Below are 19,759 nucleotides of genomic sequence, written 5' to 3'. Positions count from 1 at the left end.
TGAACGCGCATGTAAGATGGTGCTCGCGAAGGGAGCAGGTCATGCAGTTCGGAATCTTCACGGTGGGCGACGTCACGACCGATCCCACGAACGGCAGCACGCCGACGGAACACGAGCGGATCAAGGCGATGGTCCGGATCGCGCTCAAGGCGGAGGAGGTCGGGCTCGACGTCTTCGCGACCGGCGAGCACCACAACCCGCCGTTCGTGCCGTCCTCGCCCACGACGATGCTGGGCCACATCGCGGCGCAGACGTCCAAGCTGATCCTCTCGACGTCGACGACGCTGATCACCACGAACGACCCGGTGAAGATCGCCGAGGACTTCGCGATGCTGCAGCACCTCGCCGACGGCCGCGTCGACCTGATGATGGGCCGCGGCAACACCGGCCCGGTCTACCCGTGGTTCGGCCAGGACATCCGCCAGGGCATCCCGCTGGCCATCGAGAACTACGCACTGCTGCGCAAGCTCTGGCGCGAGGACGTCGTCGACTGGCAGGGCAAGTTCCGCACGCCGCTGCAGGGCTTCACCTCGACACCGCGCCCGCTCGACGGCGTCCCGCCGTTCGTCTGGCACGGTTCCATCCGCAGCCCGGAGATCGCCGAGCAGGCCGCCTACTACGGCGACGGCTTCTTCGCCAACCACATCTTCTGGCCGAAGGAGCACTTCCAGCAGCTGATCGCCTTCTACCGGCAGCGCTTCGAGCACTACGGCCACGGCCAGGCCGACCAGGCCATCGTCGGCCTCGGCGGCCAGGCGTTCATCCGCCCGAAGTCCCAGGACGCGTGGAACGAGTTCCGGCCGTACTTCGACAACGCGCCGGTGTACGGGCACGGCCCGTCGCTGGAGGAGTTTACCGACCAGACGCCGCTGACCGTCGGCAGTCCGCAGGAGGTCATCGACAAGACGCTGACCTTCCGCGAGCACTTCGGCGACTACCAGCGCCAGCTGTTCCTGATGGACCACGCCGGCCTGCCGCTGAAGACGGTCCTGGAGCAGCTCGACCTGCTCGGCGAGCACGTCGTTCCGGTGCTGCGCAAGGAACTGGACGCGATGCGCCCGGCCCACGTCCCGGACGCGCCGACCCACGAGTCCCTGAAGGCGGCGGCGCTGGTCGGGAGCCAGGCATGAAGCTCGCGGTGGTGACGGCGGGGCTGTCGGTGCCCTCGTCGACCCGGTTGCTGGCCGACCGGCTGGCCGCGGCGACCGTCGCCGCGGCCGGCGAGCCGGTCTCGGTGACCGCCGTCGAACTGCGGGACATCGCGCTCGACGTCACGAAGAACCTGCTCACCGGATTCCCGAGCCCGGAGCTGCGCGCGGCGATCGACGCCGTGACCGGTGCGGACGCGCTGATCGCGGTGACGCCGGTGTTCACGGCGGGCTACAGCGGGCTGTTCAAGTCGTTCTTCGACGTGCTCGACGCGGATTCGCTGGTGGGCAAGCCGGTGCTGCTCGGCGCGACCGGCGGTACCGAGCGGCACTCGCTGGTGCTCGACTACCAGCTGCGCCCGCTGTTCGGGTACCTGAAGGCAGATCCGGTCGCGACAGGCGTGTACGCGGCTTCGTCCGACTGGGGTGGCGGTGAAGGCGCGCTGCAGCGCCGGATCGAGAAGGCCGGCGCGGAACTGGCCGCGCTGGCGGCGGGGCGGCCGGCGGCTACTGCCGAGCCGGAGTTCGTGCCGTTCGACCAGTTGCTGGCTGGGGCGGGGGAGTAGGTCCGGCCGGCGCGTGGGTGTGGGCCCGGAGCCTGGTGGCTGCGGGCCTTTCCCATGTTCGGTTGCCTGCCGCTGTGATTGCGCGGCTGGTAGTTGGCGCGACTAAGGTCGTCGGCGGCTGGGCGGCCCTTTCGCCGTGGCTTAGGCGGCGGCCGATGGTGGGTGCGCTGCTGCGTCAGGATGCCGGCGATCTGATGCCGGGTAGGGCAGCGGCGTCGCGGGCGGGGGCGACTGGGGTACGTGTCGGCGTGATCGCTCGGGTGTCGCGTGGCTGCGGCCGGTCGAGAACAGGCGGCGGAGGCGGCCCGGGGGCGGGGTTGAGGATTCGGTGCTGTTGGCCGTGGCGGCCAGAGTGAGAGCACTGTTGCGGGGCTCGGTGACGGGAGTGGTGTCCGCGTCGTCCGGTGTGGACTCGGTGGTGTCGGATGCCGCCGGAATGTCCGGGATTAGCACCTGGACGCGATCGCCGTACTGCATCGGCAGATCCGGGGAGTCGAGGGCCAGGTCGATCGCGTCGGAGAAGGCGTCGCCGTAGTGCTCCTCCGGCGTGCGGGACTCCTCGCCCTCTTCGGCGGCGCGGCGCTCGGCCAGGGCGTCGAACAGGGCGCTGGCACGGTTGCCGGTCTCGTCGTCGAAGCGGCCGGACAGCTCCCAGACGCCGGACCTCTTGCGGCGCAACGAAAGTTTGCGCGACGGAGTGGCGGGCTCGGGGGTGGACGGCTCGGCGTCGCCGGTGTCCGGGGTGGTCAGGTCGGCCGAGAGGCGGGAACCCAGCGCCGCGACCTTCCGGTGTCCGGCTTCGGACATGGCCGACAGCAGTAGCTGCTGCTCGGTGTCTTCGCGGTGCTCGGGCGGAACTTTCGCCAGCACCTTGACGATCGAGTCGATCATCGGCGTGCTCAACCGTCCGGCCGACGCCACGATTGCGGTGGCGGGTGCCAAAGGTTTGCCGTCCGGGGAATGCGTTGCCCGGGCGCGCCTCATGACCGCTTCAGCGGTGGCTTTCGGTACGTCGGCCAGGCGTGCGTACAACTGGGCGGCCGACTGGTAGCCGAACGTCTCCGGTGCGCCGCGTGACTCGATTTCCACCAGCAGGGCACCGATTTCCGCCTCGGCCGTTCTCACGACGGCGAGCAGCGAGCCGATGCGGTCGGTCAAGGCCGCCGCATCGGCTTGCTGAAGATCGTTGCTGTCCACGTGATCCAGGTTACCGATCTTTCGAACAGTCGTTCATCACACGAAGAGGTGAAGTCAGTGCTGGTGCACTCGGTAACGCAGGTGGGTGACGCCCTCGCCGGCCACGACCTCCACGCGCTCCAGTTCGGCCTTCGTCGCGCCGAGATCTTCGAAGTAGCGCACGCCCTCGCCGAGGAACACCGGCACCAGGTCGATCCGTACTTCGTCCAGCAGGCCCAGGTTCAGGCACTGCCGGGCGATGCTCGGGCCGGAGACGCCGACGTTGCCGTCGCCCGCCGACTTCGCGTGCTCGATCGCGGTTCCGACGTCGCCGACGAACGTGAACGGTGCCAGGTTCTCCGCGGACCAGTCCTCCGGGGGCGGCCGGTGCGTCACCACGAACGCCGCACCGCCGCCGGGTGGGTGACCGCCCCAGCCGTGGGTGTGGTCGAACACCCGGCGGCCGCAGACGAAAGCGCTGTGGCGCGCCCATTCCAGCTGTGCTCGCAGGTAGCCCGCGCTCGACGGCGCGACGCGGAACGTGATGGGGTAGCCCACCATCGGCACCTCGACATCGCCCGCGGTGTACCAGTCGAAGAGCGGCCCGACGCTGTCGTCGGGCCGCGCCACGAAGCCGTCGAGCGACATGCAGAAGCTCGCGACGACCGGCATGTCAGCCCTCCTTCTCCAGCACCTCGTCGAGCCGCTCGTACGACTGCGTGATGCCGTTGTTCATGCCGCTGTCGACCGCCGCGTCGCGGGCCTCGACCGACGGGTACACCGAGCGGCTCTCGATCCGCGTGCGGCCGCCGAGGTCGATCAGCGTCATCGACTCCAGGCAGACTTCGCCCGGAGCGCCCTCGAACTCGAAGGTCTGGATGATCCGGTCGGCGCTCACCGTGTGGAAGACGCCGCGGAAGCGGTATTCGCCTCGGTCGTCGCGGTGGACGTAGTGGTAGCCGCCGCCCGAGCGGGCGTCGAACTCGAGCAGTTCCATCTCCATGCCGCGCGGGCCCAGCCAGCGGACGACGAGCTCCGGGTCGGTGTGGGCGCGCAGGACCTTGTCCGGCGAGGCCGCGAACTCGCGGGTGATCTCGATGAACGGGGTGCCGGGCTGCGCGGTGATCGTGGTGCTCATTGCTCTTCCTCCAGGGTTTCCAGGACGGCGTCCAGCCGCCGGTAGGTGCGTTCGGTCGCCAGCCGGTAGGTGTCGATCCAGCCGGTCAGCGCTTCGAGGGCGGCCGGGACGAGGTGGCACGGCCGTCGCTGGCCGTCGCGGCTGCGGGTGATCAGCCCGGCCTGCTCCAGTACTTGGATGTGCCGCGAGATCGCCTGCTTGGTGATCTCGAAGGGCTCGGCCAGCTCGTTCACCGTCGCTTCGCCGCGGGAGAGCCGGGCGACGATCGCCCGCCGCACCGGGTCGCCGAGCGCGGTGAACGCCCGGTCCAGTCCCTCCTCGTCAAGCGCCATCTTTATCAACCAATCTGTTTATCAACCGATGTGTTGACTATGGCACGGTGGGGCCTCGGCCGTCAAGGAGGTGCCGAAAGTAGGGGGTCGCCGACGTCGTCCGGCAGCGGTGGCGGATGCGCGGAATCCCTAGCTTTACCCCCATGACCAGGCTTTTCCTCGTGCTTGCGGCGCTGCTGCTCGCCACCGCGACCCCCGCGGCCGCCGCCGCTCCGCCTCCGGACGTCGACGGTTACATCCGCGCATACCTCGACCACGCCGGCCTGCCCGGTGCCTCGGTCGCCGTCACCCGCGGTGGCGACGTCGTCCGCGTCGCGGGCTACGGCCACGACGCCGCGGGTGCGCCGGTCACCGCGGCGAGCCGGCTGCCGATCGCGTCGGTGAGCAAGTCCATGACGGCGTTCGCCGTTCTCCAGCTCGTCGAAGCCGGCCGACTCGCGCTCGACGAGCCGGTCACGCGCTACCTCCCGGACTTCCGGCTCGCGGACCCGCGTGGCACCCGGATCACCGTCCGGATGCTGCTGGACCAGACGTCCGGGATGGCCGATTCCGCGTTCCCCGACCTGAAGCTGGCGCAGCCGCGCACCCTCGCCGAAGCGGTGACCCGGCTCCGTGAGGCGCCGCTGGCGAGCGAACCGGGGGCCGAGTTCCACTACCACAACCCGAACTACGAGGTGGCCGCCCGGATCGTCGAGGTGGTGGCCGGGCAGCCGTTCGCGGAGTACCTGCGCGCCCGGCTGTTCGCGCCGCTCGGGATGACGGCGAGCACCACCGTGGACACGCCGCCGGCCGGGACCGAGGGGTACGTCCGGGCGTTCGGGATCGAGGTCCCGGTGTCCGAACCGGACTGGTTCACCGGCGGCAGCCACGGCGTCCTGAGCACCGCCGGCGACCTGGCGAAGTGGCTGATCGCCCAGCGTGACGGCGGTGGCGTCCTCTCGCCGGCTTCGGCCGCGCTCGCGCACACCCCGGCTCCCGGCCGCGACTACGCGCTGGGCTGGCGCGTCCGGGACGGCCGGGTGTCGCACACCGGCGACTGGTTTTCCCACACCGCCGCGCAGGTGCTGTTGCCGAGCGGCTACGGCGTCGCCGTCATGGCGAACACCGGCATGGCGCTGGACAACGAGGCCGAGCTGCTGGCCAAGGGCATCGCGGACCTGCTCGAAGGCGGCGCGCCGGAGGTCTCGCTGCCCGCCGGTGTCGTCGCCGACTGGGTGCTCGGCGGGCTGGCGCTCGTCGCGGCCGGGCTGGCCGTCCTGGGAGTGCGGCGAGCCCGGCGGAAGCCCCGGTGGTGGCGCGTCGTGCCGCCGTTGCTGCCGCTCGGCGTGCTCGCGTTCCTGCCGGAACTGCTGGGTGTGGTGTTCGCCGGACGGCAGGGGACCTTCGGCCAGGTGCTCTACGTCTGGCCCGGCTTGGTGGTCGCGCTCGGACTGGTCGCGCTCGCGGGCTTTGCGGTGGCCGTCGCGCGGGTATCCGCCCTCGTGAGTGGCACACGAGCCCGCGACCAGGAAGAATCGGGCGAAACGAGGGGAGAGCACCGGTGGGCATCGGCAAACAGGCCAAGCGCGTCCTGATCGCCTCGGCGGGCGCGGTCCTGCTGGTGGTCGGGGTGCTGCTGCTCGTCCTGCCCGGGCCGGGGCTGCTCCTCGTGCTCGCCGGGCTGCTGCTGCTCGCTTCGGAGTTCCCGGCGCTCGAGCGGTATGTCGACCCGGTCCGCGACCGCGCGATGAAGGCGGCCGAGGACAGCGTGTCGTCGCCGCTGCGGATCGCCGGGTCGGTGCTGGCCGGGCTGGCGCTGCTGGCGGCGGGGATCGTCTGGGGCACCGTGCGGTCGCTGCCGTTCAGCGGCTGGAGCACCGGGTCGAGCCTGATCCTGTCGTCGGCGATCCTGTTCGCGCTGCTGATCTGGAGTTACCGCCGGGTGAAGGCGCGCCGCGCGGAACCGGCCGCCCGCCGGGACTGACCGGTACCGTCGGGGAGCATGAGCGCCGGATTCCAGCGCGCCCGCCGTCCCGAGCAGATCGAGGCGCGCCGCACCGCGATCCTCGCCGCCGCCCGGGAGATGCTCGGGCAGCGGCCGGTCGCCGAGATCAGCCTGCGGGAGCTCAGCTGCCACGTCGGGCTCGCGAAGTCCAACGTGCTCCGCTACTTCGACAGCCGCGAGGCGATCTTCCTCGAGGTCCTCGACGGCGCGTGGACGGCGTGGCTCGACGAGCTGGCGTTCGCGGACCTGCCGGTCCCGCTCTTCGAACGCGAGAATCGGGTTGCCGGGACCATCGCGTCGACGCTCGCGGCACGCCGGCTGCTGTGCGAGCTGATCAGCGCGATGGCCCCGGTGCTGGAACGCAACATCTCCCTGGAGTTCGCCCGCGGCTTCAAGCACCGCGCGGCCGCGAACCTCGAACGGCTGGCGTCGCTGGTCCGCGCCGCGGTTCCGGAGCTCTCGGCGGACGCGGCCGGGGTGTTCGCGCGGGCCGTCGTGGTCGTGGTGTCGGGGGCGTGGCCCTACGCGAACCCGACGGAGGCGGTGGCACTCGCGACGGCCGAGGCCGGGGGCGCGCCGGGGTTCGAGGCCGTGGTGGCGGAGAACCTCACGAACCTGCTGGCCGGTCTCGTCGCGCGAGGGCGGTGATGTCGGTGTTCTCCAGGATCGGCTTCTCGTACCCCGACGAGGCCACCGCCAGCATTGCCAGCCCGATGTCCTCGGTGGTCGTCACCGCGCGCGGGAACAGCCGCTTGAGCACCGGGTACAGCGGCATCGCGACGCGGTAGAGCACCCGGTACAGCGGGGTCTTCGACGTGATGCCGTGCAGCGGCTGGATGTAGCCGGGGCGGAAGGCGAACGTCCGCAGCGGCAGCCGCGCCAGCGCGTTCTCCGTCGCTCCCTTGACCCGGGCCCAGCGCACGCGGCCGCGCTCGGTGCTGTCGGTGCCCGCGCCCGAGACGTACACGAAAGTGGTGTCCGCCGGCAGCTTGCGGGCCACCGACAGGGTGAGCTGGTACGTGATCCGCTCGTACTCCTCCGGCGCCACGCCCACCGACGACACGCCGAGGCAGAAGAAGCAGGTGTCGTACCCGGTGATCGGCGCGAGGGCGAACAGGTCCTGCTCGACGGCTTCGCGCAGCTTCGGGTGGCTGGTGCCGACCGGGGACCGGCCGACCACCAGCACCGCCTCGACCCGTTCGTCGCGCAGGCACTCCCGCAGCACACCTTGGCCGACCATGCCGGTCGCGCCGAACAGGACGACCTTCACGCGCTCGTCACGGGCAGCAGCCCCCTCTCGGCGAAGACCTTCTTGGCCGTGAAGGTCGCGTTCAGCGCCTTCGGGAATCCACAGTAGACCGCCGAGTGCAGCAGCGCTTCGACGATCTCCGCGGGCGTGAGGCCGACGTTGAGCGACGCGTTGACGTGCACTTCCAGCTGCGGCTCGCAGCCTCCGAGGGCGGTGAGCATGCCGAGCGTGACGAGCTGGCGGTCGCGCGGCTCGAGGCCCGGCCGCGCGTAGATCTCGCCGAACCCCCACGACACCACGGCTTCCGCCAGCGCGGGGGAGACGTCGGCGAGGTTGTCGAGCACGCGCTGCCCGCTCTCGCCGTCGATGGCGGTCAGGGTCTTCAGGCCGAGTTCGAAGCGCTCGTCGGTCATGGCGGGTTCCTTTCCCCAGTACGTCGTTGCGAAGACGACGCTAGGGGCTGGAGCGCGCTCCAGGTCAAACGTGACGGCCCCCACTCCGGGGACGAAAAAATCCGGGGAGACCGGACGAACCGGCCTCCCCGGATCCGGGGGACTTGCTTACTTGCCGCTCGAGTACAACGCGCTCACGTCCGCGTCGGACAGGGCGCGGTCGTACACGTGGACCTGGTCGACGGCGCCGTTGAGGTAGTCGACCGGGTTGCCGCCGTACTTGCCGCGGCCGATCACCGTGTGGCCCGTCGACGCGTCGCCGAGGCAGACGCTCTTCGTGGCCGCCAGCTGACCGTCGACGTACAGCTTCAGCGTGCCCGCGGCCGCGTCGCGGACGCCGACCACGTGGTACCAGCGGTTCGCCTCCGGGGCCGTGGGCGCCAGGGCCCGCGTGCCCACGAAGCTCATCGCGAGCCGGTGGTCCTGACCCGAGTACTGCAGGAAGAACGCGCTGTTGTTCGGGCCGTCCTGGCTGACGATCGTCTGGAAGCCGTCGCCCACGGCGTTGAACTTCACCCACGCCGCCGCGCTGTAGCTGCCTTCGGTGTTCACCAGCGCGGCACCCGTGTCGGCGTACTGGCCCGACCCGTTCACCGCCAGCGCCGAACCGCTCTTGCCCGCCGTCCAGGACGCGCCGCCGACGAGCGTGGCGTCGTGGTCGCCGACGCTGTCCGCCGCTGTCGTGCCGGTGTTCTCGTCGAAGCCGTACGCCGCGATGCCGTCGATGCCCGGCGTGCCCTGCGGAACCGAAGGACCGGACACGGGAGCACCGGTGGCGCCCTTGATCACCGCGAGGTTCGCCGCGCGGACCGCCGCGAAGTCCATCTTCTTCACCTGCCGGTCGTAGGTGAAGAAGCCGTTGACCTCCTTCTCGACGTCGGTGGTCTGCGTGTAGACGCCGGCCGAGACGCCGCAGCGCTGGGCGACCAGCAGCAGGCGCTGCTGCAACTCGCCGTAGCGCCGGGTCAGCGTAGCGCTGTCGGGCTCCATCTCGTAGGCGAAGCTGCCCGCGGCGTCGAACTCGTGGCCCGCGACCTTGAGACCGAGGCCGCCGTACTCGCCGTCGACCGCCGCGCGCGTCCCGGTCTGCATCGGCGTGCCGGGACCGGTGTAGGTGTGGTCGTCGTAGATGTCACCCTTGCCGCTGTCCGGTTCGGACCTGCAGCAGTTGACGCCGGACTCGGCGTTCACCAAGCGCGAGGGATCCCAGGACTTGACCTCGTCGGCGATCCGGCCGACTTCGTAGTCGCCCCAGCCCTCGTTGAACGGCACCCACGTGACGATCGACGGGAAGCTGCGGTGCTGGTCGATCATCCGCTTCATCTCGGACTCGTAGTTGACCCGCGATGCGGCCGACGGCTCGACGTCGTCCTTCATCGCCGGCATGTCCTGCCACACCAGCAGGCCGAGCTTGTCGGCGTAGTAGTACCAGCGGTCCGGCTCGACCTTGATGTGCTTGCGCACCATGTTGAAGCCGAGCGCCTTCTCCTGCTCCAGGTCGAACTTCAGCGCCGCGTCGGTCGGCGCGGTGTAGATGCCGTCCGGCCAGAAGCCCTGGTCGAGCGGGCCGACCTGCATGACGAACTTGCCGTTGAGCAGCATCCGCTGCTTGCCGTCGGCGGTCTTGCCGACGCTGATCGACCGGATGCCGAAGTACGAGCCGACCTCGTCACCCGACGGGACGAGCTTCACGCGCAGGTCGTAGAGGAACGGGTCGTCCGGCGACCACAGGTGCGGCCGGTCCACCTTGAGCTTCAACGGCGTGTTCGCGTCGCCGGACACCCGCCCGACCGGGCGGCCGTGGTCGTAGGCGACGGCCTCGACGCGCTGCCTGACCGGGCCGCCGACCACGGCGTTGACCGTGACCGAACCGGAAGCGACGTCCGGGGTGACGTCGAGCCGGTCGATGCGCGCGGACGCCACCGGCTCCAGCCAGACGGTCTGCCAGATGCCGGACGACGGTGTGTAGAAGATGCCGTCGCCGGGGGAACGCTGCTTGCCGATCGGCTGCCCGCCCTGGTCGTTCGGGTCGGCGACGCCGACGACGACTTCCTGGGACTTCGCCGTGGTCAGCGCGTCGGTGACGTCCACCGACCAGGCGTCGTAGCCGCCGGTGTGGCGGCCGACGGTCTTGCCGTTGACGATCACCGTGGCGTCGTAGTCGACGGCCTGGAAGTGCAGCAGGAGCCGCTGGCCGCCCTTGCCGACCTGCCAGGTCTTCGGGACCTCGAACGTGCGGCGGTACCACATGCTCGTTTCGTGGCGCATGATCCCGGACAGCGCGGACTCGACCGGGTACGGCACGAGGATACGGTCGCCGAGCGTCTTGCCGACCGGCGCGGCCTCACCCGGGGTCGCCTTGGCGAACTCCCAGACGCCGTTGAGGTTCTGCCACTTGTCGCGGGTCAGCTGCGGCCGGGGGTAGTCGGGCAGTGCGTTGGTGGGGGAGACGTCCTTCGTCCAGGGCGTGGACAGCGGCGGCGTGAGCCGTTGCCACTGCGGCGCGTCGGCCGCGGCGGCGGCCGGCACGGTGCCGAGGCCGGCCACCGCGACCGCGAACGCGGCGGCCGCGGTCAGCCATCTCCGGGGTTTTCGGGCAGGGTGGACCATCGTTGAGACCTCCTGGTGGGGGATGGGGCTCAGCGGGTTCGGGAGCGCGCCAGCAGGCGCTGGATCACCACGACGACGAGCAGGAAGGCCCCGCTCACCACCGTCTGGTAGTTGGAGTCGAGGGTGCCGATCTGGTTGATGACGTTCTGGATCAGCGTGCGCAGCAGCACGCCGACGAGCGTGCCGATGATCGTCCCGGCGCCGCCGGTGAGCAGCGTGCCGCCGATGACGACGACGGAGATCGCGTCCAGCTCGGTGCCGACCCCGATCACCGTGACGCCGGACTGCAGGTACGCGGCGGTCAGCACGCCCGCGAACCCGGCCAGGCCGCCGCTCAGGGTGTAGAGGCTGATCTTCGTGCGGGCCACCGGCAGGCCCATCAGCAGCGCGGACTGCTCGGCGCCGCCGATGGCGAACACCGACTGGCCGAACCGGGTGCGGCGCAGCAGGAGCCCGCCGAGCGCGAACAGGACCAGCGTCAGGTACACCGGGACGCCGACGCCGAAAATCGTGCCCTGGCCGAGCCAGAGGAACGCCGAGCCGGGGTCGACCTTGTACGTCGTCGCGCCTTCGGACGTCAGCGCGAGCAGGAGTCCCCTGGCGAACAGCAGGGACGCCAGCGTCACGATGAACGGCGCCATCCCGGTGCGCGCGATGAGCAGGCCGTTGACGAACCCGATCAGCGAACACACCGCCAGCGGCAGCAGGATCGCGACGACGAGCCCGTACTGCGCGCCCCACGCGGCGAGGACCCCGCCGAGCGCGTAGTTCGAGCCGACCGACAGGTCGATGCCGCCGGAGATGATCACGAACGTCATGCCGAGCGCGATCACCGCGAGGAACGACCCCTGCAGCACCAGGCTGCGCAGGTTGTCCGCGGTGCCGAAGTGCGGGAACGCGAACCACGCCGCGGCGACGCCGAGCACGAGGACGACGGCCGCGCCCTGGCGCTGCAGGACGCCCGCGAACGCGGCGTTGCGCGCGGCGGTCTGGGTGGTGGTCGCGGTCATCGGCTGCTCCGCTCGCGCGCGACGTAGACCGCGACGACGATGATGGCCGCCTGGACCATCTGCGCGGTCGAATCGGGCAGGTTGTGCTTGATCAGGGTGGCCTGGACGAGCTGCATGAGCAGCGCGCCGAACACGGTGCCGAGCACGCGGACCCGGCCGCCGGTCAGCGGCGTGCCGCCGACGACGACCGCGGTGATCGCGGACAGCTCCATGAGCAGGCCGACGTCGCTCGGGTCGCTGGCGCCCAGCCGCGACGTCGCCAGCACGCCGGCGATCGCGGCCAGCGCCCCGGAGATCACGTAGACGCTGACCAGCACGCGCTTCACCGGCAGCCCGGCCAGGGTGCTGGCCGAGCGGTTGCCGCCGACGGCGACCAGGTGCCGCCCGAACGTCGTGCGCTGCACGACCAGCCCGGCCAGCACCGCGAGCACGCCCGCGACGATCACCATGATCGGGACGCCGAGGACGTCACCGGTGCCCAGCTCCAGGAAGTCCGGGTTGCGCACCTGGACGAGCTGGCCGTGGGCGATCACCAGCGCGAGTCCCCGCCCGCCGACGAGCAGCGCCAGTGTCGCGATGATCGGCTGGATGCCCAGGTAGGCCACCAGGTACCCGCTGAACAGCCCGGACACGATCCCGGCGATGACGGCCACGACGATCGCCATCAGCGGGCCCGCGCCGAGGTAGAGCGGGATGAGCGCGGCGGCGACCGCCATCACCGAGCCGACCGACAGGTCGATGCCCTCGGTACCGATCACCAGCGCCATGCCGAGCGCGACGATGCAGACCGGCGCCGCCTGCACCAGCTGGGTGCGGAAGTTGGCCGCGGACAGGAAGTTCTCGGTGAACCCGACGTTGAACAGCAGCAGCACCACGACGGCCAGGTAGACGCCGTAGTTCTGCAGCCACGCGGTGACTTTCGCGCGGTCGGGACTCTTGGTCAGGGTGGCGTCAGACATCGTTGTCACCCACGGAGGCTTCCGCCGCGATCGCTGTCAGCACGTTCTCCTCGGTGATGCCGTCGCCGGTCAACTCGCCGACGACCGAGCCGTCGCGCAGCACGACCACGCGGTCGGAGCCGTCGATCAGCTCTTCCAGCTCGGACGAGATGAGCAGCACGCCGAGCCCTTCCTGCGCGAGTTCGTCGATCAGCGCCTGGACTTCGGCCTTGGCGCCGACGTCGATGCCGCGCGTCGGTTCGTCGAGCAGCAGGATCTTCGGGCCGGTGGCGAGCCAGCGGGCGAGCAGCACCTTCTGCTGGTTGCCGCCGGACAGCTCCGACACCTTCTGCTCCGGGCTCGCGGCCTTGATGCGCAGGCGGTCCATGAAGATCTTCACGACCCGGTCCTGCTTGGCCTTGCTGACCAGGCCGAACGGCGAGAGCGTCGGCAACGCGGCCAGCACGATGTTCTCGCGCACCGACAGGTTCGGGATGATCCCGTCGGTCTTGCGGTCCTCGGCCAGCAGCGCGATCCCGGCGCGCATGGCCGCCTTGATCTTGCCCTTCTTGAGCGGTTTTCCGGCCAGCAGCACGGATCCGCCGTCGAGGGGGAACGCGCCGACGATGGCCCGCGCCGTCTCGCTGCGGCCGGAGCCGAGCAGGCCGGCGAGGCCGACGACCTCGCCGGGCCGGATGCTCACCGAGACGTCGTGCAGCTTGCGCATGCCGGCCAGGTTCTCCGCCTTGAGGAGCGGCTCGCGTTCGACTTCGTGGTCCTCGCCGAACGCCGTGACGCCCTCTTCGCGGATCTGCTTGATCTCCCGGCCGAGCATTTTGGACACCAGTTCGATGCGCGGCAGGTTCTTCAGCGGTCCGCTGTGGACGACCCGGCCGTCGCGCAGCACGGTGACGCTTTCGCAGACCCGGTACAGCTCGTCCATGCGGTGGCTGACGTAGACGATCGCGATGCCCTCGGCGTGCAAGCGGTTCAGCACCTCGAAGAGCGTCTCGACCTCGCGCGGCTCGAGCGACGACGTCGGTTCGTCCATGATGACGACCTTCGCGTCGGTCGAGACCGCGCGGGCGAGCGCGACCATCTGCTGCGCGCCGACGCCCAGGGTGTGCAGCGGGCGCTTGACGTCGTCTTCGATGCCGTAGCCCTTGAGCAGCTCGCGGGCGTCGGCGTACATCTTCGACCAGTCGACCAGACCGGCCTTGGTGCGCGGTTCACGGCCGAGGAAGACGTTGCCCGCGATGCTCATCAGCGGGACGAGGTTGACCTCCTGGTAGATCGTGGAGATCCCGGCGCGCTGCGCGTCGATCGGGCGCTTGAACGCCACCGGCTCGCCGAGGTGGCGCACCTCGCCCTCGTCGGGCTGGTAGACGCCGGTGAGCACCTTGATCAGCGTGGACTTGCCGGCGCCGTTCTCGCCGACCAGCGCGTGCACCTCGCCCGGCCGCAGCGCGAAGCTGACGTCGTCGAGCGCGAGGGTGCCGGGGAACCGCTTGGTCACCCCGGCCACCTCGAGCACCGGTGCGGTCGTCATGGTGACGTCCTCTTCGGTGGCTGCCGTCATCAGTACGCGTTCCCGACCTTCTGGGCCGCGTTGGTCTCGTCGTACTGGTCGTCGGTGATCACGATGCTCGCCGGGATCGCTTCGCCGGCCTCGAACTTCTGCAGCGTCTGGAAGGCCAGCGGGCCGAAGCGCGGGTTCGACTCGATCACGGCGTTGTAGCTGCCGTCGGCGATGAGCTGCACGGCGTTGCGGGTGCCGTCGATCGAGACGACCTTGACGTCCTTGCCCGGCGTCTTGCCCGCGGTCTTGAGCGCGTTGACCGCGCCGACGCCCATTTCGTCGTTCTCGGCGTAGACGGCGGTGATGTCCGGGTGGCTCTGGATCAGCTGCTCCATCACGGCCTGGCCCTTGGACCGGTCGAACTCGCCGGTCTGCTCGGCGACCACGGACAGCCCGGTCGTCTTCGCCAGCTCGTCCTTGAAGCCCTGGGTGCGGTCAGTTGTCACGTTGTTGCCCGAGGAGCCGAGCAGGATCGCGACCTTGCCGGTGCCGCCCGTCGCCTTGACCATGGCCTGCGCCGCGCGCTTGCCCTGCTCGACGAAGTTCGAGCCGATGAACGTCAGGTAGTCGGTGCACGGCTGCGACGTCACCTTGCGGTCGATGGTGACGACCGGGACCTTCTTGGCCTTCGCCGCGTCGAGGGCGGGCTGGAGGCCGTCGGAGTTCAGCGGCGCGACGACGAGCAGCTGCGCGCCCCGGTCGAGCATCGACTTGATGTCGCTGATCTGCTTGTTGAGGTCGCTCTGGGCGTTGGTCACGAGCAGCTTGTCGCTCGCGATGCCGAGCTTGGCGGCTTCGTCCTTGATGGACTGCGTCTCGGCGATCCGGAAGGGGTTGGCTTCCTTTTCGGACTGGGAGAAACCCACGACCGCGGTCTTGAGGTCGACCTTGGGGTAACCGGTCTTCTCGAGCGTGCAGCCGTCCGCGCTGGGCGCGACGGACTGGGCGCTGGCGGCGGGGCCGCCACCGCTGGAGGGAGCGGCCGGGGTCTCTTCCCTGCTGGTGCAGGAGGTGAGCGCGAGCGCGGCGGCGGCCGCGGTGGCGGCGACCAGGAGGGGACGGGGGGAGAGCGGCACGGTGACTCCTCGGGCAGCGTCGGTGGTGGCCCGCTCACCGGGGTGATCGGAGTCACCGCGGGAGCCTTGAGGTACTTTTTACATCGTTGGAACAACGTTGTAAACCGGCAAATTATCGCTATGCTTCGTGCTCACCAGCTGAGAAGGAGCCGCCCGTGACCGTGACGCTCAAGGACGTCGCCACGCTCGCCGGAGTGTCGGTGAAGACGGTGTCGAACGTCGTGAACGGCTACGCCTTCGTCAAGCCGGAGAACCGGCGGCGGGTGGAGGAAGCGCTGGCGGCCACCGGGTACCGGCCCAACGTCGGGGCGCGGAACCTGCGCCGCGGCCGCACGGGGTTCCTGGCGTTGATGGTGCCGGAACTGTCCATCCCGTACTTCGGCGAGCTGGCCGGCCTCGTCATCACGGCCGCGCAGAAGCGCGGCTGGAGCGTCCTGATCGAACAGACGCAGGGCACGCGGTCCCGGGAGCGCGAGACGCTGTCGTCGCTGGGCCCGCACCTGGTCGACGGGGCGCTGGTGCACCCGGAAGCCCTGGAGGCGGCGGATTTCCCGTCCCCGGGCGAGATTCCGCTGGTGATGCTGGGCGAGCACGCGGTGGACGTGCCGATCGATCACGTGGCGATCGACAACGTCCTGGCGGCGCAGACGGCGGTGTCGCACTTGGCGTCTTTGGGGCGCACGCGGATCGCCGCCATCGGCCGAAATCCCGCCCGTGGGACGTCTTCGCAGCGGTTGGCGGGGTACCAGGCCGGTCTGGCGGCGGCCGGACTGTCCTATTCGGACTCACTGGTGGCGCCGGCGGAGAAGTGGCACCGGTCGGTGGGCGCGGCGGCGATGCGGTCGCTGCTGGGTTCGGCGTCGCCGCCGGATGCGGTGTTCTGCTTCAACGACCTGCTGGCGATCGGCGCGATGCGGGCGGTGGCGGAGCTGGGGCTGCGGGTGCCCGAGGACGTGGCGATCGTGGGGTTCGACAACAACGAGGAGAGCGCGTTTTCGCTGCCTTCGCTGACGACGATCGCCCCGGACAAGGCAGCGCTGGCGGAGGCGGCGATCGACCTGGTGCACCGGCGGATCACGGGGGACAAGGCGTTGCCGGCGCAGGACATCCAGACGCCGTTCGCGCTGGAGGTGCGGGAGAGCACGCGCGGCCGGTGACGTGGGAGCCGCACCGGTCAGCGGGCGGGCCAGTGCCACGAAGGGCGGTCCAGCCTTCCCTGTCCCACCAGTTTCGTCTCCCCGTACTCCTTCTCCAGCTCCACCATCCCCACCTCCGCCACCTCGGACAGGGCCCGGATCAGCGGGCTCGCGTGCGAAACCACCACCACCTGCGTCTCCTTCGCCGCCGTCGCGATCAGGACCGCCAGGGCGGGGAGGAGGTCCGGGTGCAGGCTTGTCTCCGGCTCGTTCAGCACCAGCAGCTCCGGTGGCCGCGGGGTGAGCAGGGCCGCCACCCACAGCAGGTACCGGAGCGTTCCGTCCGACAGCTCCGCCGCCGACAGCGGGCGCAGCAAGCCGTGCTGGTGGAAGTGGAGCGACAGCGCGCCGTCGGTGGATGCCACCGAAAGGCGTGAGCCGGGGAAGGCCGCGTCCACCAGGGATTCCAGGTCCGCGGCGCGGCCGGCCTCGATGATCGTCTGCAGGGCGGCCGCGAGGTCGGCGCCGTCGTGGGACAGGACGAACGTTCGGGTGCCGAGCCGGGATTGGCGGGCCGGGGCCGCGGCGTCCGTGCGGAAGTGGTCGTAGAAGCGCCATGACCTGATGCGCTCGCGCAGGACCAGCAGTTCCGGGCAGGCGCGCGGGTCCGCGAACTCGCTCAGCATGCTGTCGGACAGCCGGATCTTGAACTGCTCCGGACCCCAGCCGCCCGAAGCGACGCGCGTGCGCACGGACGGGCCCGCGCGGTCGGCGAGCAGCGTGGCCGGGCGCAGGACCGGGCCGGACCAGACCGCTTCGCGTTTGAACTCCGGGTCCAGGTTGAACGCCGTCTTGGCCGGGACCGGCAGGCCGAGGTCGAGGGCGTAGCCGAACTCGTCGCCCGCGAAGCCCAGGCGGAGGCCGACCGCTTTCGAGCGGACCGTGCCCTGGACCGGCGCGCGGCCTTCGCGCACCGCGCGCCCGATCGTTTCCGGGCCGGCCCACAGCGTCGACGGCAGGCCGCCTTCGCGGGCCAGTGCCGCCACCGCGCCGTTGCGGGACGCGTCCGCCAGCAGGCGCAGCGCGCGGTACAGGCTCGACTTGCCGCTGCCGTTCGGGCCGGTGACCACCGTCAGGCCGGACAGCGGCAGCACGAGATCGCGCAGCGAGCGGTAGTTCGCGACGGCCAGCGTGGTCAGCATGCCCCGAACCTAACCGCCACCCCCGACAAGACAGATTCGTCCGATCTCTGTCCTGTCGCAGCGTTGACATGGTCGAGAAAGAGCAGCCAGAATCCCTAGTCGTCGATCCTATAGGATCCATGGTTCTCGCGATAACGGCCGTGGTCCTCCGATGTCTGGAAGGAGTGGTCATGGCAGCACGCGGCAGACGGGCCCTGGGTGCCCTCGCCGGGCTGGCGGTCCTCGCCGGCCTGGTCACGGCCCCCGTGGCGGAAGCGGCCGAACAACAGCAGCCGGTCGCGCAGAAGCCGTACCTGGGCTGGAGCAGCTGGAGCCTCGAGTCGACGAACTACCCGGGCGTCAACCCCGCGGGCCCGGCCAGCTGGCTCACCGAGGCGCACGTCCTGCAGCAGGCCGACGTCCTCGCCGCGAAGTTCAAGCAGCACGGCTACGACCACGTCAACATCGACGCGGGCTGGTCGAACAGCTTCGACGAGTACGCCCGCCCGGTCGTCAACCCCACGACGTTCCCCGACGGCATGAAGTACGTCGCCGACTACGTCCACGAGAAGGGCCTCAAGCTCGGGTCCTACCTGGCCGTCGGCCTCGACCTCAAGGCGTACAACGACGGCAACTCGCCGATCGCGGGGACCACGGACTGCCACACCAAGGACCTCGTCTACCCGGACCTGCGCAAGACCAACGGCTGGGACTCCGCCTACAAGATCGACTTCACGAACCCCTGCGCCCAGTCCTACGTGGACTCCGTGGCGAAGCTGCTGGCCGGCTGGGGTGTCGACTTCCTCAAGCTCGACGGCGTCGGCCCCGGCTCCTTCAAGGGTGGCGACAACTACACCAACACCAGCGACGTCGAGGCGTGGCACCGGGCGATCGCCAAGACCGGCCGCCCGATGGAGTTCGTCGTCTCCTGGGCGCTCAGCCACCGCCAGGCCGGCGTCTGGCAGGCCAACACCAACGGCTGGCGCGTCGACACCGACGTCGAGTGCTACTGCGACACCCTGGTGACCTGGGACAACTCGGTCAAGCAGCGCTGGAACGACGTCGTGCAGTGGATCCCCGACGCCGGCCCCGGGCACTGGAACAACCTCGACTCCCTCGACGTCGGCAGCGGCGAGATGGACGGGCTCACCGAAGCCGAGCGGCAGAGCTACATGACGCTGTGGGCGATCGAAGCCGCTCCGCTCTACCTCGGGGACGACCTCACCAAGCTCGACGACTACGGCGTCAAGCTGCTCACCAACGACGAGGTCATCGCGGTCAACCAGGCCGGGATCCCGGCCAAGCCGGTGAGCCGGACGACCGACCAGCAGGTCTGGTACGCCCGCAACGCCGACGGCAGTTCCACGGTCGCGCTGTTCAACCTCGCCGCCACGCCCGCCCGCGTCGGCGCGGACTTCGCGCGGCTCGGCATCGGCGGGCCGGTCGAGATCCGCGACCTCTGGGCGCACCGGAACGTCGGCAGCGCCGACGCCGACCTGCCGGCGCACGGGTCGCGGCTGTTCAAGGTCACCCCGCGCGACCGCGCCGCCCTCGCCGCCCCGGCCGTCGTGCACGGCACCGCGGCCACCGGCACCAGCGTCTCCCTGGCCTGGGACGCCTCGAAGGGCGCGCAGAACTACGACGTCTTCGCGAACGGCCGCAAGGTCACCACGGTGACCGGCCCCGGTGCCACGGTCACCGGCCTCCGGCCGTCGACCGCCTACGAGTTCACGGTGGTCGCGAACCAGCGGTACGGCAGGCCGTCCGCGCCCAGCGAGAAGATCAGCGTGACCACGCCCGTCGCCGACGGGCCGAAGTCCTACGAGGCGGAAAACGGGAGCCCGCAAGGGGGCGCGACCGTCTACGACTGCGACTGCTCGGGCGGCAAGAAGGTCGGCTACCTCGGCGGCAGCGGGTACGTCGTGATGCCGGCGGTCACCGCGGCCAAGGCGGGTACCTACCTGCTGCAGCTGTCCTACGTGGACGGTGACTCCAGCCGGACCGGCATCGTCACGGTGAACGGGACCTCGTTCCCGCTGCCGGTCGACGGGAGCAACGACAACGACTGGAACACGCCGCAGGCCGTCACCGTCCCGGTGTACCTGCGGGCCGGGGCCAACACCGTCCAGATCGGCAACCAGGCGGGCTATGTCTACGACGTCGACAAGATCACCGTCTAGGCCG

19 protein-coding genes are annotated in these 19,759 nt (G+C 70.4%); 7 read left to right on the top strand and 12 right to left on the bottom strand.

From position 1 onward, the window contains the following. Positions 1 to 41 precede the first annotated feature (41 nt). Both EIY87_RS23085 and EIY87_RS23080 read left to right on the top strand, forming a co-directional pair. The gene (locus tag EIY87_RS23085) at positions 42 to 1,130 is read left to right on the top strand and encodes an LLM class flavin-dependent oxidoreductase (RefSeq protein WP_125311586.1); all 1,089 of its coding nucleotides are present in this window, start codon (positions 42 to 44) and stop codon (positions 1,128 to 1,130) included. Further along, entirely contained in the window at positions 1,127 to 1,714 is a 588-nt protein-coding gene (locus EIY87_RS23080; RefSeq protein WP_125311584.1) for a CE1759 family FMN reductase, read from the top strand. Before EIY87_RS23085 ends, EIY87_RS23080 begins: the two co-directional genes overlap by 4 nt. A 141-nt stretch (positions 1,715 to 1,855) precedes the next feature. Here EIY87_RS23080 and EIY87_RS23075 read toward each other — a convergent pair whose 3' ends face one another. The 4 genes from EIY87_RS23075 to EIY87_RS23060 are packed head-to-tail and all read right to left on the bottom strand — an operon-like array spanning position 1,856 to position 4,360. After that, positions 1,856 to 2,911, bottom strand: a complete 1,056-nt coding sequence (locus EIY87_RS23075; RefSeq protein ID WP_125311582.1) for a DUF222 domain-containing protein — start codon at positions 2,909 to 2,911, stop codon at positions 1,856 to 1,858. Positions 2,912 to 2,965: 54 nt separating this feature from the next. After that, positions 2,966 to 3,562, bottom strand: coding sequence for a dihydrofolate reductase family protein (locus EIY87_RS23070; protein WP_125311580.1), 597 nt, complete (start codon positions 3,560 to 3,562; stop codon positions 2,966 to 2,968). 1 nt (position 3,563) lies between these two features. Next, complete coding sequence (locus EIY87_RS23065) at positions 3,564 to 4,028, bottom strand: SRPBCC family protein (protein ID WP_125311578.1); 465 nt, start codon at positions 4,026 to 4,028, stop codon at positions 3,564 to 3,566. After that, a complete protein-coding gene (locus tag EIY87_RS23060) occupies positions 4,025 to 4,360 on the bottom strand; it encodes an ArsR/SmtB family transcription factor (RefSeq protein ID WP_125311576.1) in 336 nt (111 codons plus the stop codon). The genes EIY87_RS23065 and EIY87_RS23060 overlap by 4 nt, the downstream gene beginning before the upstream one ends. Positions 4,361 to 4,503: 143 nt before the next feature. Here EIY87_RS23060 and EIY87_RS23055 point away from each other — a divergent pair, with 143 nt between their 5' ends. Genes EIY87_RS23055 through EIY87_RS23045 form a run of 3 tightly spaced genes read left to right on the top strand, consistent with a single transcriptional unit; the run spans position 4,504 to position 6,992 of the window. Then, the gene (locus tag EIY87_RS23055; RefSeq protein ID WP_225439994.1) at positions 4,504 to 5,934 is read left to right on the top strand and encodes a serine hydrolase domain-containing protein; all 1,431 of its coding nucleotides are present in this window, start codon (positions 4,504 to 4,506) and stop codon (positions 5,932 to 5,934) included. Beyond that, positions 5,901 to 6,323, top strand: coding sequence for a PGPGW domain-containing protein (locus tag EIY87_RS23050; RefSeq protein ID WP_125311574.1), 423 nt, complete (start codon positions 5,901 to 5,903; stop codon positions 6,321 to 6,323). The genes EIY87_RS23055 and EIY87_RS23050 overlap by 34 nt, the downstream gene beginning before the upstream one ends. A gap of 18 nt (positions 6,324 to 6,341) precedes the next feature. Next, complete coding sequence (locus tag EIY87_RS23045; RefSeq protein ID WP_125311572.1) at positions 6,342 to 6,992, top strand: TetR/AcrR family transcriptional regulator; 651 nt, start codon at positions 6,342 to 6,344, stop codon at positions 6,990 to 6,992. Here EIY87_RS23045 and EIY87_RS23040 read toward each other — a convergent pair. From EIY87_RS23040 to EIY87_RS23010, 7 genes are all read right to left on the bottom strand, one after another. Next, positions 6,952 to 7,614: a Rossmann-fold NAD(P)-binding domain-containing protein gene (locus EIY87_RS23040; RefSeq protein WP_191984219.1), complete on the bottom strand. Its 663-nt coding sequence runs from the start codon at positions 7,612 to 7,614 to the stop codon at positions 6,952 to 6,954. The genes EIY87_RS23045 and EIY87_RS23040 overlap by 41 nt on opposite strands. Next, positions 7,611 to 8,006, bottom strand: a complete 396-nt coding sequence (locus EIY87_RS23035) for a carboxymuconolactone decarboxylase family protein (protein WP_125311570.1) — start codon at positions 8,004 to 8,006, stop codon at positions 7,611 to 7,613. The genes EIY87_RS23040 and EIY87_RS23035 overlap by 4 nt, the downstream gene beginning before the upstream one ends. A 147-nt stretch (positions 8,007 to 8,153) precedes the next feature. Further along, a complete protein-coding gene (locus tag EIY87_RS23030; protein ID WP_125311568.1) occupies positions 8,154 to 10,655 on the bottom strand; it encodes a LamG-like jellyroll fold domain-containing protein in 2,502 nt (833 codons plus the stop codon). Between the two features lie 29 nt (positions 10,656 to 10,684). Next, on the bottom strand, positions 10,685 to 11,665 hold the full coding sequence (locus EIY87_RS23025; RefSeq protein WP_125311566.1) for an ABC transporter permease: 981 nt from the start codon (positions 11,663 to 11,665) through the stop codon (positions 10,685 to 10,687). Continuing rightward, positions 11,662 to 12,624 carry an ABC transporter permease gene (locus EIY87_RS23020; protein ID WP_125311564.1) on the bottom strand — a complete coding sequence of 321 codons (963 nt, stop codon included), beginning with the start codon at positions 12,622 to 12,624 and terminating at the stop codon, positions 11,662 to 11,664. Before EIY87_RS23020 ends, EIY87_RS23025 begins: the two co-directional genes overlap by 4 nt. After that, entirely contained in the window at positions 12,617 to 14,182 is a 1,566-nt protein-coding gene (locus EIY87_RS23015) for a sugar ABC transporter ATP-binding protein (RefSeq protein ID WP_125311562.1), read from the bottom strand. The genes EIY87_RS23020 and EIY87_RS23015 overlap by 8 nt, the downstream gene beginning before the upstream one ends. Then, complete coding sequence (locus EIY87_RS23010) at positions 14,182 to 15,258, bottom strand: ABC transporter substrate-binding protein (protein ID WP_125311560.1); 1,077 nt, start codon at positions 15,256 to 15,258, stop codon at positions 14,182 to 14,184. The genes EIY87_RS23015 and EIY87_RS23010 overlap by 1 nt, the downstream gene beginning before the upstream one ends. A gap of 155 nt (positions 15,259 to 15,413) precedes the next feature. On the opposite strand from EIY87_RS23010, the gene EIY87_RS23005 reads away from it, so the two are divergent. Then, positions 15,414 to 16,415, top strand: a complete 1,002-nt coding sequence (locus EIY87_RS23005) for a LacI family DNA-binding transcriptional regulator (RefSeq protein WP_125311558.1) — start codon at positions 15,414 to 15,416, stop codon at positions 16,413 to 16,415. A gap of 17 nt (positions 16,416 to 16,432) precedes the next feature. Here EIY87_RS23005 and EIY87_RS23000 read toward each other — a convergent pair whose 3' ends face one another. Next, the gene (locus tag EIY87_RS23000; protein ID WP_125311556.1) at positions 16,433 to 17,596 is read right to left on the bottom strand and encodes an AAA family ATPase; all 1,164 of its coding nucleotides are present in this window, start codon (positions 17,594 to 17,596) and stop codon (positions 16,433 to 16,435) included. A gap of 170 nt (positions 17,597 to 17,766) precedes the next feature. Between EIY87_RS23000 and EIY87_RS22995 the strand changes: the two genes are divergently transcribed. After that, positions 17,767 to 19,755, top strand: a complete 1,989-nt coding sequence (locus EIY87_RS22995; RefSeq protein WP_125311554.1) for a fibronectin type III domain-containing protein — start codon at positions 17,767 to 17,769, stop codon at positions 19,753 to 19,755. Positions 19,756 to 19,759: the final 4 nt, after the last annotated feature.

The organism is Amycolatopsis eburnea (assembly GCF_003937945.1).
Classification (GTDB): Bacteria; Actinomycetota; Actinomycetes; order Mycobacteriales; family Pseudonocardiaceae; genus Amycolatopsis; species Amycolatopsis eburnea.
Note: the sequence above shows the minus strand (reverse complement) of the source record. Positions and strands in the feature narration are given on the sequence as shown.

Excerpts from the sequence above, each read along its gene's own strand:
- EIY87_RS23085 (WP_125311586.1), top strand. The coding sequence starts at position 42 with ATGCAGTTCGGAATCTTCACGGTGGGCGACGTCACGACCGATCCCACG.
- EIY87_RS23080 (WP_125311584.1), top strand. The coding sequence starts at position 1,127 with ATGAAGCTCGCGGTGGTGACGGCGGGGCTGTCGGTGCCCTCGTCGACC.
- EIY87_RS23070 (WP_125311580.1), bottom strand. The coding sequence starts at position 3,562 with ATGCCGGTCGTCGCGAGCTTCTGCATGTCGCTCGACGGCTTCGTGGCG.
- EIY87_RS23065 (WP_125311578.1), bottom strand. The coding sequence starts at position 4,028 with ATGAGCACCACGATCACCGCGCAGCCCGGCACCCCGTTCATCGAGATC.
- EIY87_RS23060 (WP_125311576.1), bottom strand. The coding sequence starts at position 4,360 with ATGGCGCTTGACGAGGAGGGACTGGACCGGGCGTTCACCGCGCTCGGC.
- EIY87_RS23055 (WP_225439994.1), top strand. The coding sequence starts at position 4,504 with ATGACCAGGCTTTTCCTCGTGCTTGCGGCGCTGCTGCTCGCCACCGCG.
- EIY87_RS23045 (WP_125311572.1), top strand. The coding sequence starts at position 6,342 with ATGAGCGCCGGATTCCAGCGCGCCCGCCGTCCCGAGCAGATCGAGGCG.
- EIY87_RS23035 (WP_125311570.1), bottom strand. The coding sequence starts at position 8,006 with ATGACCGACGAGCGCTTCGAACTCGGCCTGAAGACCCTGACCGCCATC.
- EIY87_RS23030 (WP_125311568.1), bottom strand. The coding sequence starts at position 10,655 with ATGGTCCACCCTGCCCGAAAACCCCGGAGATGGCTGACCGCGGCCGCC.
- EIY87_RS23025 (WP_125311566.1), bottom strand. The coding sequence starts at position 11,665 with ATGACCGCGACCACCACCCAGACCGCCGCGCGCAACGCCGCGTTCGCG.
- EIY87_RS23020 (WP_125311564.1), bottom strand. The coding sequence starts at position 12,624 with ATGTCTGACGCCACCCTGACCAAGAGTCCCGACCGCGCGAAAGTCACC.
- EIY87_RS23015 (WP_125311562.1), bottom strand. The coding sequence starts at position 14,182 with ATGACGGCAGCCACCGAAGAGGACGTCACCATGACGACCGCACCGGTG.
- EIY87_RS23000 (WP_125311556.1), bottom strand. The coding sequence starts at position 17,596 with ATGCTGACCACGCTGGCCGTCGCGAACTACCGCTCGCTGCGCGATCTC.
- EIY87_RS22995 (WP_125311554.1), top strand. The coding sequence starts at position 17,767 with ATGGCAGCACGCGGCAGACGGGCCCTGGGTGCCCTCGCCGGGCTGGCG.